The organism is Campylobacter sp. 2018MI01, assembly GCF_018501205.1.
GTDB lineage: Bacteria > Campylobacterota > Campylobacteria > Campylobacterales > Campylobacteraceae > Campylobacter_E.
On record NZ_JAHCZE010000047.1, the window covers coordinates 1 to 13,958 of the forward strand.

A 13,958-nucleotide genomic window follows, 5' to 3' on the forward strand; every position below is an offset into this window, starting at 1 on the left:
TGGAACGTTTTCAAACAAAGAATTTCAAATTGGTGCATATTCAAATGAGACAGTTAAGGCTAGTATTGGGGCAACTACAAGTGATAAGATTGGGTTAACTAGGTTTGAGACTGGGCATAATGTGAGAGCGGCAGATTTAACAGGAACTGCTAGTGTAACATTTAAAAATGTTGATGGTATCAACGATGTAACAATAGAACCTGTAAAACTTACAAATGGTAAAGGCGATGTAAGTGCTAGCACAGGTCTTGGAGCGTTAGCAGAAGCAATCAACAAAGCTAGTGATAAGACAGGTATTAAAGCTAATGTAACTGCTATTTCAACATTTGAGCAACCTATTAAAGCGGGTGAAACTACTTCAAATTTCTCAATCAATGGTGTAAAAATCGGAACAGTAAGCGTTCAAGAAAAAGATGCTAATGGTGCTTTAAGAGCTGCTATTAATGCTGTTAAAGATCAAACAGGGGTAGAAGCTTCTGTAGATACTAAAGGTAGACTTGTATTATCAAATAGAGATGGTAGGGGTATTAAGGTTGAGGATAATGTGAAAGTTCCTAGTGGAGCTAATGATGTTCATTCTTTAGTAGTAAGAGATGCAGCAAATGGCAACAATAAAAAAGGCGTGGATTTAAGCTTAGCTGATACTTGGGATGCTACTAAAGATGGAAATATATTAGTTGGAGAAAATAGTTTCGGAGATGTTAAAAACGCTCACGGAGTGCAAGATGCAGCTATTTACAACGATGGTTTAACTAAGACTAAACAAGCTACGGCAGCAAGTAATGCTTATAAAGAATTTGCAGCTACAGAACAAAAAGAATTAGATAAATTTAAAGAAAAAGCTATAAAAAGATTAGATGATTATATTGGTAGTGCTGCAACAGCTGCACAACCTGGTTCTCCAACAGCTACAGAAAAATTAGCTAAAGCTCAAGGTGATGCTAATGCAGAAAAGTTAAAGGATATTATTTCAAACTCAAAAGATATTAAAGAAATTGTAGATGGTCTAAAAACTTTTAATGATACACATGCCGCTGCGTCAGCTACATTAAATACTACTTTTACAACTAATATAGGAACAGATGCTAAAAATTATTTTGATAATGTCAGTGATGCAATAGGTAAAGCAAGGGGTCAATTAGCTGCTTACGATCAAAAGGGTGATGTAGCTGCTTTAGATACTGCACTAGAAACTTTAGCAACTACTTTCACAGCTACTGCACCAACAAATATTGATGAATTACAGACTAATGTTTCAAACGCATTAAATACATTTAATACAACTGCTAAGCCTATTGGTGCAAAAGATGTTGATTTTAAAGACCTTGATATTTCTGCTATAGGTGCTGCAAAATTAGCAAATACTGCTTTTAATAATGGAGCTAATCCAGGAATTGCTAAGGAGATTAATGGTTTATTTGAGCAGTTAAAAAATCAAACAACTAAGGCTGACGCTAACGCTACTATAGATAAATTAACTAATAAATTAGAACAAATAGTTAATAATGCTGATGGTAAAGCAATGAATACAGCAGAAGCTCAACAAGGTATGGTAGCTCACTCATATTTACAATTCTTCGCTGGTGTTAAAGCAGGTCTAAATGAGCCTAATAACGAAGGTCTTAGCTCAATTATAGGCTTAAATACAACTAACTCAACTAATATGGGAAGATTAAGCCTTGTTTCAAATAACGGAAGAGATATTCAAGTAGAAGTTAAAGACGCTAATGGCTTTACAAGTAATTCAGCTTTAGGATTTGATAAAAATGTTAGCGAAGCAACAGTGAGTTTAAGAGAAACTAATGCAACAATTAGTAAAGAACAAGCTGACGCTATGGGATTTAATAATGAAGAATGGCAAGCTGGAGATAACGGCGATAACAAAAACGGCTACGCAGCAGGTGTTATGACATTAAAAGGTGCACAAGCAATGATGAATATTGCTGAATCAGCTCAAAAAGCTCTTGAAGCAATTAGAAGTGACCTTGGTTCTGTTCAAAACCAACTTGTTTCAACTGTTAATAATATTTCAGTTACTCAAGTAAATGTTAAATCAGCTGAAAGTAATATTAGAGATGTTGACTTTGCATCTGAGAGTGCTACATTTAGTAAACACCAAATCCTAGCTCAATCAGGTGTATATGCAATGAGCCAAGCTAACGCTGTTCAACAAAACGTAATGAGATTATTACAATAGTTTTAAAGGTGCAAAGCACCTTTAAAAACGCATTAAAGATTATTGCGTTAATGAATGGAGTTTTTAAGGTGCTTGTCGCCTTAAAAACTACAAAGATTATTACAATAGTAATAATAGAAGTTTTAAGATAGCGTTTAGCTATCTTAAAAAACTACTAAGGTTATTGCAATAATCCTAAGGGGAGCACTCGCTCCCTTTTTTAAATTTAAAAATCAATTTCCTAATTTAAATTCTTTAAAACTTGATAAATTAAACATATTTAGTATAAGATAACGATTACAAAGGAGTTAAGATGAAAGAATTTAATTTTGATAACGCTGTGAAAAATCCATATATAGATAAAAATTTAAAAACACAAGAATACCAAGAAGAAAGACGATTAGTCAGTCAAACTATGGCAAAAATGGAAAAAGAGTTAGACAAACCAGAGATTTTATCAGTATTTAAAAGATTAAAAGACAAATGAGATATATCAAATTAGAAGAAGCCATAATTATTCACGAAAAAATCATTGAAAAAACAGGTGGATTGAGTGGTTTTAATAATACTCAATTAGGCTACCTAGAAAGTGCATTAGAACACATAAAAAACGATAATTATTATCCAACTTTAGCCGATAAAATTACTCATTTAATGTTTTCGTGTATAAAATTTCATCCTTTTACTGATGGTAATAAAAGAACTTCAATATTTTTAGCTATGCATTTTTTGGATTTAGATGATAAATATAATGAGAAATTTGCTATAGTTATGGAAGATATAGTCGTGCAAGTAGCCGATGGAAGCATTTTAAAAGATGAGCTAAGAGAAATATTGATAAATTTTATAAATAAATATAATCAATAATAAAATTAGACTAAAAGATTTAGATTAAAGCATTTTTCTTAACGCTTAATAATTTAATATGCTAACGATTACAAAAGTAACAAATATGAATGTAACAATTACAACAAATAATAATCCGTATTTTTAAAGGCTTTAAAATAGATTTTAAAAACCAAGTAAAGAAGATAAAAATCTAACGCTTGATATTATTAAACGCCTTGCAAATGATGAAGTCTTAGAACTGATTTATAAAAACTACGCATTGTAATGGATTTAAAATATTGCAGAGATTGTCATATCAAAAATGATTTAGTGCCAGTGTATAAAAAATAAAAATATATTAATTCCAACTTACATTAGCACTATAAATCATAGCAAAATAAATAATTTAACATAAATTAGATTTTAGCGATATATTTTTATTGTAATTATTTTAAGGTGCTATTCTTAGCACCTTTTTTATAAAAACTAAGCAAAATCAAAAAACTATCATAAAAAATATTTATGATTGTTTTAAATTCCGTCCTTACAACCAGCGTTTTTTCTTAAAAAATATAATAGGTATTATTGTAGAGATTATCATTAGGCTCAAGGTTATAAAATACCCATATTGGAATTTTAATTCAGGCATATTCTCAAAGTTCATTCCATAAATTGTCCCTATTAAAGTAGGCGGCATCATAGCAACGGTAACAATGGTAAAAAGCTTTATGATTTTGTTTTGTTCTATGTCAATTTTGCTAGTTAAAATCGTCTGTATATTATCCAAAATCCCAAGTTGCGAAAGGCTAAAATCTATTAAAGAATTTAAATCTTTTAAAATTATGTCTAAATTCTCTTTAATATGAACGCCTATTTTATCGCTTTTAATAAGTGATGATAAGGTCTTTTTCTTCTCAAACAACGAATACCTAATCTGCATATTTAAATCTTGAAGATTTGAAATCTTAGCAAGGTAAAAATCATAATCAAGAGCATTTTTTTGCTCTAAAATCTCAGTTTTTAACAATCTTGACACTTTATCAATCCACTCTAGCACATCTCCATCTTTATCCACTCTCATATCAAAAATCTCGCTTAATATCTCATAGCCACTTTTATAATGAGTTGGATTTGCTAGAATTATGTTTTCTACAGAAGCAAAGGTCGGAATTTCTCTAGCACGGATTGTAAATAATACTTTTTTATTTAGTAAAAATGTAATCGTATCTTTTGTAGTGGTTGTTTGATTTAGAGCGTCTTTATTTAAAAACACATTATTAATAGTAATAGTATCTTGCTCTTCCCAATATCTCGCACTTTCTTCTATGTTGTATTTTTCATCATCGTTTGGAATTTTAATATTAAAATTATTTTCTATATAAGCAATCTCATCTAGGTTGAAATTAAACAAATCTACCCATAAAGTATTTTCAGGTATTTCTTCATTGATATTAATAGTGCGTTTTAATACATTTAAATTGTCTTTATAATAAATAAAAAGCATAAAAATCCTTTATAAATTTTAATTATTATAATGAAAATTTTGAAATTTTAATAGGATTTAAGGCTAAGCTTAAATCCTAAGAATTATTGTTTTAATTGTAAAAGTGTGTTAAGCATTTGATCGCTTGTAGTAATTGTCTTAGAGTTTGCTTGATAACCCCTTTGAATTACGATTAAGTTTGTTAAAGATGTGCTTAAATCAACGTTAGACATTTCAAGGCTACTTGCTTGGATTTTACCACGACCACCTGTTGTAGCAGCTCCGATTACTGGCTCACCTGAGTTTGATGTTTGAGTGAAAACATTGCCGCCTTCAGCTTCTAAACCTTCGTTATTTGTAAATGTCGCCATCGCAATTTGTGCTAGACCAAAGCTTCTACCATTTGTAAAGCTTCCGATGATTGTTCCGCTTTCATCAATTCTAATTCCGTTTAAGTCCCCACCACTAAAACCATCTTGAGAAATACCACTTGTATTGCTCTCTCTATCATAACTTGTAATTCCATCAAAATCATTTGGATTACCGAAATAAAAATCTATGTTTTGATTAGGAGTTGAGCCGTTGTTTGCTGTAAAGCTTACTGAACTTGGGCTAAATCCTTGTAATGAACCATCGCTATTAAATCTAATTGTTCCTGTTAGGACATTTTTTGGACCTTCGCCACTAATGTTGATTTCACAAGGCTCTGGAACTTGAATTACTATTCCCCACTCTGTGCCACCATCATCTGTGTAGCCGATTTTTGTAAAGTCATATTTGATTGAGTGTTTTGTCCCAAGTGAGTCAAATATATCAATACTTGAACTATGTGCGCTCATATAAAGCCCTTGAGTTTGACGAATTCCATCTCCACTTGTAAGTGCTCCTTGCATACCTTGCATTGTTTTCATAAATTTATCGTTTTCATTAACATTATTTGCCGGATTTGTTAGATTGCTAATGCTTAAGAACATATTGAAGTCGTCTTCATTGTTGTTTGCATTTGCCGGAGTTCTTACATCTGGGTTAAGTTCAATAAATTGAGCTTGTTGTGTAGCATCTAATTGATCCCAATTTTGAAAACCCATATTTGGTGCATTATTATATTTAATTCTAGCTCTTTCATTGATTGCTTCTGTGCTCATATCAAATATATCGCCATCATCAGCATTAAATGCGTCTCCTTTAGGATTTTTGATAACGAATTGTCCTTTAGCATCTACTATGATTTCAACTCCATCATTTTTAGTCCCATTTGTATTCCAATTAGCATCAGTTACTTGTCTTCCATCGTAATTTACATAAAGTCTTGCATCTTTTTGCATAGCTTCTCTTAAATCTTCTGTGGTATTAAATGTTCTTTCCATATTAGCATTTAATGCGTGTGCTGTATTAGTTGGGTTTGGATCATAAGTATATTGATAAGCAGTAATTACTTCTATACTAGCACCTGTAGGTGGATTATGATGTTCCATTGCACTTCCTAGAATACCTGTGCCATCTTGAGCCGCACCATTTCCAGCTTTTAGAATTATATTTTTCATAGCTGCTGTTGTGCCTTGCTTATTATCATTTACTAAAATAAGTCTATTTCCATTTACTATATCAGCTCTTACACCTGTTTTACCACTTACTCCATTAATAGCAGTTGCTATATCAGCTACATTTGATACACTACCACTAATTTGAGTGCCGTTAATTTCTATATTTAATGTAGCGGCTGTAGCAAATTTACCATTGTTATCAATTGCGTTACCATTTACACCCAATGTTAATTGTTGAGTTCTAGCTTCTGCATAACTAACCCAAATTCCTTGACCTTTTCTAAGTCCAAGACTTTCTCCACTAGCATTGAATAATACTCCCATATCAACGCCACGCTCATTTAAGCGTAATTCACCATTTTTATTTGTAATAAAGCTATTTTGTGAAACATCGTTTTCTTTATGCACACCCGCATCAACCTTAATACCATCGCCGTTTATATTAGTCCATTCGTGGTTGCTATCTAGCTGATAGATTGGAGTTTTTTTATCGCCTATGCTATTACCTGAATTTAGGTTTGCTTTTAAACTAACTAATGTTGTAGGATTTGCAGGGGTTGTAAGACCTGGTTTTATTACTATATTTCTAATTGGAGAAGTCGTATCAACTTCGCCTGTAACTTCATCTCTTAACCAACCTTGCGCTATATAACCATTATTATCAACGAAGTTACCATAAGCATCACGAACGAAGTCCCCGTTTCTTGTATATTTATAAGTTTTACCACCATCAGGGCTTACTACGAAAAATCCATCGCCTTGGATAGCTAAGTCTGTGTTTTTCTTTGTTGTTTGGATACTTCCTTGAGCAAAAATCTTAGTAATTGAGTTAATTTGAGTTCCAAGTCCAACTTGCATAGGGTTTTTACCACCTAGCTCTCCTTGTGGAGCTGTTGCAACTTTGCTTGTTTGGTTCATCAAGTCGCTAAAATTTGCACGAGAGTGCTTAAAGCCTGTTGTATTAACGTTTGCTATGTTATTACCTTCTACGTCCATTGCTATTTGGTGTGCCTGAAGACCTGATACTCCAGACCAAAGTGATCTCATCATTTTTATATCCTTGTAATTAAATTCTCTAAGCAAGTTTTAGCAAAAGGTGTTCCAATTTTATTTTTTTATATTAAAATGTTTTTTAATACCGAAAATAAGGGGATTTTGTGGATAGTGTAAAAAATAATTTTAGATTAGATTTAATAAAGTGCTTATCAAATACAAGATTACAAAGTTATAAAGACTTAGACGAGCATTTTAAAAATCTTAAATTAATTTCAAAATTATCCCCAAAAATAGGCATTTTAGAAATAACTTTAAGAAATTATTTAAATGATATTTTGGCAAAAAAGTTTAATAATGATGATTGGCTTTTAGATTACGAAAATGAAAGTATAAAAGAACAAATAAATAAATTATATAAAAGCAAAAAAAGAACACCTACAAAAGATGAATTATTAAGCAATCTTACGCTAGGAACGATAATTAAGATTATTGAAGATGAAAAAATTGAGAAGTATATATTTTCAGATTTAGACTTAAAAAGATTTGATAAGAATAATAAAAAATATTATTTTAACAATAATACAAAAACTAAAATATCGTTAATAGATAAAAATAAAGCATTTTTAAAACTATTTTTAATCCTTAGAAATCGTGCAAGTCATTTTGAGAATTTATTAAAAATGAGAAATAACAAATATTCAAATATTAGTTATAAATTATATGAAAATTGCTATATCAGTATAAATCCAAGAAATTTAGAAAGATTTTTAGATGATTTGATAAGTGATTTTAATGAAGATTTGATAAGCAGAGTAAAACTCTGCTTTTAAGAGTGTTCGTCCACTCACGAAATACATTTCATAATATCAAAAAAAAATTAATCATAAAAGCTTTATCAATGTTTGTTAAAATCAGCTTTTATTAAAAGGAGAAAAATGAAATTTTTAAATATTCAAAAACTAAGCACTGAAAAGCTAGAAAATATGGGTTTTACTTGGCATACAAATGAAGATAAAAAATCATATGTAGATGATAAATTAATAATAATTAGCGAAGATGAAGCAAATAATTATTATAACGCTTGTAATGAGCTATATGATATGTTTATAAACGCAGGTTCTTATGTAATTGATAATAATCTTTTAGATAAACTTGGCATTCCTTTTAATTTACACGAAGTTGTGAAATTATCTTGGGAAAATGAAGTTCATTGGCATTTATATGGGCGTTTTGATTTAGCTGGTGGGCTTGATAATTTACCTATTAAATTGCTTGAGTTTAATGCAAATACTCCAACGGCACTTTTTGAAACGGCGATTTTACAATTTGAGCAATTAAGACTAAATAACTTAGATGAAAGCAATCAATTTAATCACACTTACGAAGCAATCGTTGATAATTTTAAACGCTTATCAACTTTAGATGAAGATGTAAGTAATTTTGATGAAGTATATGAAGGCTGGAAAATACTTTTTACAAGTGTAAAAAATACTGAAGAAGAGCTAACTACAAGATTGCTTATGCAAATGGCAAAAGATGCTGGATATGAATGCGAGTTTGCTTATGTTGAAGATGTTGAATTTAGCGAAGATGGAGTGTTTTTAGCTGATGAGAATTATGAGTTTTGCTTTATGCTAATTCCTTGGGAAATAATAGCTATTGAAGAAAGCGAATTAGCACATTTACTAACAAAAATAATCAAAAACCAAAAAGCAATTATCCTAAATCCTGCTTATACATTATTATTTCAAAGCAAGGCTATTTTAGAGATTTTATGGCAGCTTTATCCAAATCATAAATATTTATTAAAAACTAGCTTTTTACCACTTGAAAACGCTAAACAAGTTAAAAAGCCGTTTTTTGGTCGTGAAGGTGCAAATGTTACGATTTTGGACAAAAATGGCGAAATAATTACAAAAAATAATGGAGATTATGAAAATAACGGATTTATTTATCAAGAATTTGCAGAACTTAACGAATATAATGGCGAGTTCTATCAAGCTGGGGTATTTTTTGCCTACGAAGCGTGCGGACTTGGATTTAGAAAAGGTGGAACTATTATAGATAATTACGCACAATTCGTAGGACACATTATTAAATAAAGGAAAAATATGCAAGAAATTCTAAGTCTTACTTCATTTGTAGTTGATTTTGATATTAAAAAGAATTTAAAACAAGAATTACAAAATTATAAAAATATTTTAGTTATTGCTGGAGTTACGGCATTTGCGAAATTTAAAGATAAATTAGAATACGCAATTAGTGGCAATTATCATCTAACGCATACTAAAGAATGCTCGTTTAATGATATTAATAAAATTATAAATGAATGCAAAGGCTTAGAATTTGATTTAGTCTTAGCAATTGGTGGTGGTAAGGTTTTAGATACTTCAAAATACATAGCAAATGCTTTTAATCTAAAAATAATTACTATACCAACAATCGCTGCAACTTGTGCTGCTGTATCTGCTCTATCTGTTATTTATGAAGATGAAAAGTTTAAAGAATTAGCGCTTTTTAAAGAACCACCTTTTAAATGTTTTATAGATTTAGAAACTATTAAAAACGCTCCTAAAAGGTATTTAATAGCAGGTATTGGCGATACGATGGCGAAATTTTACGAATTTGATTTGCAATTAAAATATGCAAAAGCTAATAATATAGGCGTAAATTACTCAAATTCTTTTGGCAAAATTTGTAGTAATTTGTGCGTAGATTTAAACTATGAATATGCAAAATCTTTAAATGATGATTTGAGTTTTAAAAATGTCGTAATGTCAATAATAGTAAATACTGGCTATGTTTCACGCTCAATTAATATTGAATATAATGGGGCTTTTGCTCACGCAACTTGCTATGCGATAAGTTATATTAAAGAAATAGAAAAAAACTTCTTGCACGGAGAATTAGTAGCATTTGGTATTTTAGTCCAATTACTAATTGAGAAAAAATATGATGAATATGAAAAATTGCTTAAGTTTTACAAAGAAATCAATTTACCTACTAAAATAAGTGATTTTATAAAAGAAGATGAGTTTTTAAAACATATTGACAAAATAGCTAGTTTAGTCTTTGCATCTAGCGATGTTATTAATCTAATTAATCGTGGTTTTATAACAAATCTTGATGAGATAAAAAATGCTTTAATTTATAAAAAGGAGAAAGAATGAAAATTGTATTTTTAGACGCAAACACCTTAGGTGGAGAAAACATTGACGCATTTAAAGAATTTGGCGAAGTTGTATTATATGAAAAATCATCGCCTAATGAAGTAGTAAAAAGATTAGAAAAATGCGAAGTAGCAGTGATTAATAAAATCAAAATGAGCCGTGAAGTTATGCAAGCTTGCCCTGATTTAAAACTAATTTTAATTAGTGCAACGGGTATGAATACGGTTGATTTGCTTGCAGCAAAAGAATTTAATATCGTAGTTAAAAATGTAGCAGGTTATAGCACAAAAAGTGTGGCTCAACATACTTATGCTCTACTTTTATCATTAATGAACGAAACTATTTATTATAATGACTACACAAAAAAAGGCAATTGGGCTAAGAGCGAACTATTTTGCGATTATTCAAGAAGAATTTACACAATAGAAGGCAAAACTTGGGGAATTATAGGACTTGGAGCTATTGGAAAAGAAGTTGCAAAAATAGCACAAATGTTTGGTGCTAATGTGATTTATACAAGTCTTAGTGGTAATAATAACAATGCTGATTTTAAAAAAGTTAGCTTAGAAGAATTGCTAAAAAATAGCGATATTATAAGCATTCACGCTCCACTTAACGACAAATCATATAAATTAATCAGCGAAAAAGAACTAACAATGATGAAAGATAATGCGTATTTGCTAAATCTTGGGCGTGGCGGGATAATTGATGAAGTAGCACTCGCAAAAGCAATTGATAGTAAAAATATCCGCGTTGGGCTTGATGTTGTAGAAGTTGAGCCAATGAGTGCTGATAATCCTTTATTAAACATAAGCAAAAAGCAAAATCTAATAATCACCCCACACATAGCTTGGACTGCTTGTGAGTGTGTTACAAGGCTAGTGGCAATGATGGTGAATAATTTAAGAGATTTTTTAAATGGTAAATAAGATTTACTTAGGGCTAATTTTAGCCCTATTCTTTAGCTCTTGTGCTAAGCAAATTCCAACTACAACTATAAATCTAACTATTAAAAGCGATATTATTAAGTTTAAAGGACAAGGTTTTTTAAAGGATAATAAAGGTGATTTAAGTCTTGATTTATATGCACTTGGAAAATACATAAATACTTTTAAAATCAATGAAAAAATATGTTTTAACAACGAATGCTATACCAAAAAAAGCTTTAATGAAAAATTTTTTGGCAAATGGTATTATGATGATTTATTAAAAGATATAATTTTATGTAAAAATATATTTTCTAAGAAAAATTACTCAAAAACTCAAAATGGTTTTACTCAAATAATTGATGATTTAACTTATGTTGTTGATGATTTAAAATGTGAGTTTTCTTCAAAAAATATTATCATTAAAATTAATAAATAATAAATTTTATTATTCTATAATAATTTTTTCCTAATAATCTAATAAAATTTACAAAAAAATATTATATTTAGATGGAATTTATAATAAGGAGAAATTATGAAAAAAGTATTATTTTCATCGGTTTGTGCAGTGGCACTACTAGGGACAAATGTATATGCAGTAGAAAATAGTTTAAGTAATAGTTTAGATACTTTTTTAAGTCAAAAAACAGAGTTAGAAAGCAAGATTAAAGAGCAAAATACTCTAATAGCTCAAAAACAAGAAAGCGTAAATAATGCTAATAATGATTATTTAGCAAAAGACAAAACATATAAAGATTTATCTAAAGCTATTACAGACGCTACAACTATAGCTGGAGAAAAACAAGGCTTAAAGAGTAAAGCTGAGCTAGAACATACAAACTTAGTAAATCAAGGTAATTCTTTAAATACTCAAAAAGATAATTTAAATTCTGAAATTAGTCAATTAGAAAGCAGTATTACAAAATACGAAGAAGATTTAAAGTTACTAGCTACTAATTTAGAAATAGCAAATTCAAGCGTTACCGAAAAAGACTTAAAATTCAAAGAAGCCTTAGCAAAATTAGACGGGCAACAAGAAGAAAGAAAAAAGCTTCATACAAATTATGAAGAAGCAAGAAAAGAACATGAGGCAATGTTAGAAAAATATAATTTAGCTGATGAAGAAGGCAAAAAAGCTATAGAAACTCAATTGCAAGAAAAAGAAACGGCAAAAACCGTAGCAGAACAAGCCTTAAAAGCTTCTGATAATAATATCGCACCTTTATCTGGAGCAAAAGACTTAGCAGCAAGTGAATTAGACAATGCTAAATTACAAGTAAAAAATATTAAAAATAATCAAACCAATATAACAAATAAAAAAAATCAAGCTTCAGTTGATTTAGAAATTAAAAAACAAGATTTAACAAACACAACATCACATATAGAAGAAAACACTAAAAAACAAGCTGACGCAAAAGCGAATTTAGAAAAAGCTCAAAAAGATTTTGAAAATGCAAGTGCTGCCATTTTAACAGCTAAACAAAATCAAGCTGATGCTAAAACAGCTTTAGATACTGCAAGTGAAGACCTTGAAAAAGCTAAAGCAGAACTAAATACAGCTAATAATGATTTAGAAAACTTAAAAAAAGAATTAGAAAATATTGAAGCAAATATTACAAACAATACAGAAGAAGGTAAAAAAGTTAAAGAAGAGTTAATGTCAAGTGGTATTTATACGACTAATACTCAAACTCACGCTAACGCATTAATCAGTTTAGCAGCTTCGCACAATGGAGATTTAAGCAATGCAGCTCCTGAAGTAAAAGCACAAGCACAAACCTTAGCAAATCAAATAGCTACAACAATTTTAGATGAGAAAAAAGACGATATAACAGCAGAAGCTCTAAGCACTTTAAATGTTCAAATCAATAATATGAATAAGCGTTTAGGTGAAGTGCGTGGTTTAAATGCGGATATTGGGACTTGGTTTAGAATTTATGGTGGTCGTTTTAGTAATGGTAACAATAATTTCAATTACTATTCAACCCAAATTGGTGCAGATAAAAAAACTAGCTTAAATAATGCTGATATTCTTGCTGGTGTGCTATTTGGCTATGATAAAATCAATGCAGGTGTAAGAGCAAAAGACACTAGTGTAGGAGCGTATTTAAGCTATATTCACAATGATGGATATTTTGCTGATTTGGTATTAAAATATATAAGAAGTAGTTATGATAGTAAATTTGTTGATGTTAAATCTCAAAATTCATTCTTGGTTAGTGCAGAGGGTGGATATAGATTTAATGTAAATAATAATTTTTATCTTGAACCAAGCCTTGAGATAATCACTGGATATATCGGCAAATATGAATCAAGCTTAAAAATCTTTAATAAGTTTAAAATAAATGTAGATGCTCATTCTCCATTAATATTTAAACCACAAATATTTGCAGGTTATAGCGTAAATGATTTTACATTTAGAGCTGGTGTTGGGGCAGTAATTGATACTCAAACTAAAGAAGCAGACCTTTTAATAGGCGATATTATAAAAGGAGTAAATGCTAAGGTAAAAAGCAAATTAGGAGCTAGCGATAGAGGATTTGTAAGCGTTGGCACAGCATATACATTTAGCGATAATTTAAGATTGAATTTAAGTGTTGAAAGAAGCTTTGGCACAAAACTTACAAATGATTATGAAATAAACTCAACTATTAGATATACATTTTAAAATAAAGGGCTTTAAGCCCTTTTTTATCAAACCCCCACTAGCTAAGCGCTCATGCAAACGCATCTATGAACAATAGATCAATTGACAGTTCTTTAAATAAGTTAAACTCAGGTTTTAGAATTAACTCTGCTGCTGATGATGCTTCAGGTATGGCAATTGCTGATAGT

At 30.1% G+C, this 13,958-nt stretch carries 10 protein-coding genes and 3 pseudogenes; 11 read left to right on the plus strand and 2 right to left on the minus strand.

Annotation, left to right across the window (positions count from 1 at the left end; translation table 11 throughout):
* Nucleotides 1-121: 121 nt before the first annotated feature.
* From KJQ97_RS07185 to KJQ97_RS07200, 4 genes and pseudogenes are all read left to right on the plus strand, one after another.
* Nucleotides 122-451, plus strand: a pseudogene (locus tag KJQ97_RS07185) (flagellin hook IN motif-containing protein); the annotation flags it as partial.
* Nucleotides 452-1,897: 1,446 nt separating this feature from the next.
* A pseudogene (locus tag KJQ97_RS10065) lies at nt 1,898-2,197 on the plus strand (flagellin); the annotation flags it as partial.
* A gap of 292 nt (nt 2,198-2,489) precedes the next feature.
* Nucleotides 2,490-2,663 carry a hypothetical protein gene (locus KJQ97_RS07195; protein ID WP_214120408.1) on the plus strand — a complete coding sequence of 58 codons (174 nt, stop codon included), beginning with the start codon at nt 2,490-2,492 and terminating at the stop codon, nt 2,661-2,663.
* A complete protein-coding gene (locus tag KJQ97_RS07200; RefSeq protein WP_214120398.1) occupies nt 2,660-3,043 on the plus strand; it encodes a type II toxin-antitoxin system death-on-curing family toxin in 384 nt (127 codons plus the stop codon). Before KJQ97_RS07195 ends, KJQ97_RS07200 begins: the two co-directional genes overlap by 4 nt.
* Nucleotides 3,044-3,548: 505 nt before the next feature.
* Here KJQ97_RS07200 and corA read toward each other — a convergent pair.
* On the minus strand, nt 3,549-4,508 hold the full coding sequence (gene corA / locus KJQ97_RS07205) for a magnesium/cobalt transporter CorA (protein WP_214120399.1): 960 nt from the start codon (nt 4,506-4,508) through the stop codon (nt 3,549-3,551).
* A gap of 83 nt (nt 4,509-4,591) precedes the next feature.
* Nucleotides 4,592-7,081, minus strand: a complete 2,490-nt coding sequence (gene flgE / locus KJQ97_RS07210; protein ID WP_214120400.1) for a flagellar hook protein FlgE — start codon at nt 7,079-7,081, stop codon at nt 4,592-4,594.
* Between the two features lie 107 nt (nt 7,082-7,188).
* On the opposite strand from flgE, the gene KJQ97_RS07215 reads away from it, so the two are divergent.
* From KJQ97_RS07215 to KJQ97_RS07245, 7 genes and pseudogenes are all read left to right on the plus strand, one after another.
* Nucleotides 7,189-7,857, plus strand: a complete 669-nt coding sequence (locus tag KJQ97_RS07215; RefSeq protein WP_214120401.1) for a hypothetical protein — start codon at nt 7,189-7,191, stop codon at nt 7,855-7,857.
* Between the two features lie 105 nt (nt 7,858-7,962).
* Entirely contained in the window at nt 7,963-9,129 is a 1,167-nt protein-coding gene (locus KJQ97_RS07220) for a glutathionylspermidine synthase family protein (RefSeq protein ID WP_214120402.1), read from the plus strand.
* A gap of 9 nt (nt 9,130-9,138) precedes the next feature.
* A complete protein-coding gene (locus tag KJQ97_RS07225) occupies nt 9,139-10,197 on the plus strand; it encodes an iron-containing alcohol dehydrogenase (protein WP_214120403.1) in 1,059 nt (352 codons plus the stop codon).
* Nucleotides 10,194-11,126, plus strand: a complete 933-nt coding sequence (locus tag KJQ97_RS07230; RefSeq protein ID WP_214120404.1) for a D-2-hydroxyacid dehydrogenase — start codon at nt 10,194-10,196, stop codon at nt 11,124-11,126. Before KJQ97_RS07225 ends, KJQ97_RS07230 begins: the two co-directional genes overlap by 4 nt.
* A complete protein-coding gene (locus KJQ97_RS07235) occupies nt 11,116-11,562 on the plus strand; it encodes a hypothetical protein (protein WP_214120405.1) in 447 nt (148 codons plus the stop codon). The genes KJQ97_RS07230 and KJQ97_RS07235 overlap by 11 nt, the downstream gene beginning before the upstream one ends.
* Nucleotides 11,563-11,658: 96 nt before the next feature.
* Nucleotides 11,659-13,791: an autotransporter outer membrane beta-barrel domain-containing protein gene (locus tag KJQ97_RS07240; RefSeq protein ID WP_214120406.1), complete on the plus strand. Its 2,133-nt coding sequence runs from the start codon at nt 11,659-11,661 to the stop codon at nt 13,789-13,791.
* A 41-nt stretch (nt 13,792-13,832) separates the two neighbouring features.
* A pseudogene (locus KJQ97_RS07245) lies at nt 13,833-13,958 on the plus strand (flagellin N-terminal helical domain-containing protein); the annotation flags it as partial.

Bases quoted from the DNA above. Each gene is read 5' to 3' on its own strand.
- KJQ97_RS07195 (WP_214120408.1), top strand. From the start codon at position 2,490: ATGAAAGAATTTAATTTTGATAACGCTGTGAAAAATCCATATATAGAT.
- KJQ97_RS07200 (WP_214120398.1), top strand. From the start codon at position 2,660: ATGAGATATATCAAATTAGAAGAAGCCATAATTATTCACGAAAAAATC.
- corA (WP_214120399.1), bottom strand. From the start codon at position 4,508: ATGCTTTTTATTTATTATAAAGACAATTTAAATGTATTAAAACGCACT.
- flgE (WP_214120400.1), bottom strand. From the start codon at position 7,081: ATGATGAGATCACTTTGGTCTGGAGTATCAGGTCTTCAGGCACACCAA.
- KJQ97_RS07220 (WP_214120402.1), top strand. From the start codon at position 7,963: ATGAAATTTTTAAATATTCAAAAACTAAGCACTGAAAAGCTAGAAAAT.
- KJQ97_RS07225 (WP_214120403.1), top strand. From the start codon at position 9,139: ATGCAAGAAATTCTAAGTCTTACTTCATTTGTAGTTGATTTTGATATT.
- KJQ97_RS07230 (WP_214120404.1), top strand. From the start codon at position 10,194: ATGAAAATTGTATTTTTAGACGCAAACACCTTAGGTGGAGAAAACATT.
- KJQ97_RS07235 (WP_214120405.1), top strand. From the start codon at position 11,116: ATGGTAAATAAGATTTACTTAGGGCTAATTTTAGCCCTATTCTTTAGC.
- KJQ97_RS07240 (WP_214120406.1), top strand. From the start codon at position 11,659: ATGAAAAAAGTATTATTTTCATCGGTTTGTGCAGTGGCACTACTAGGG.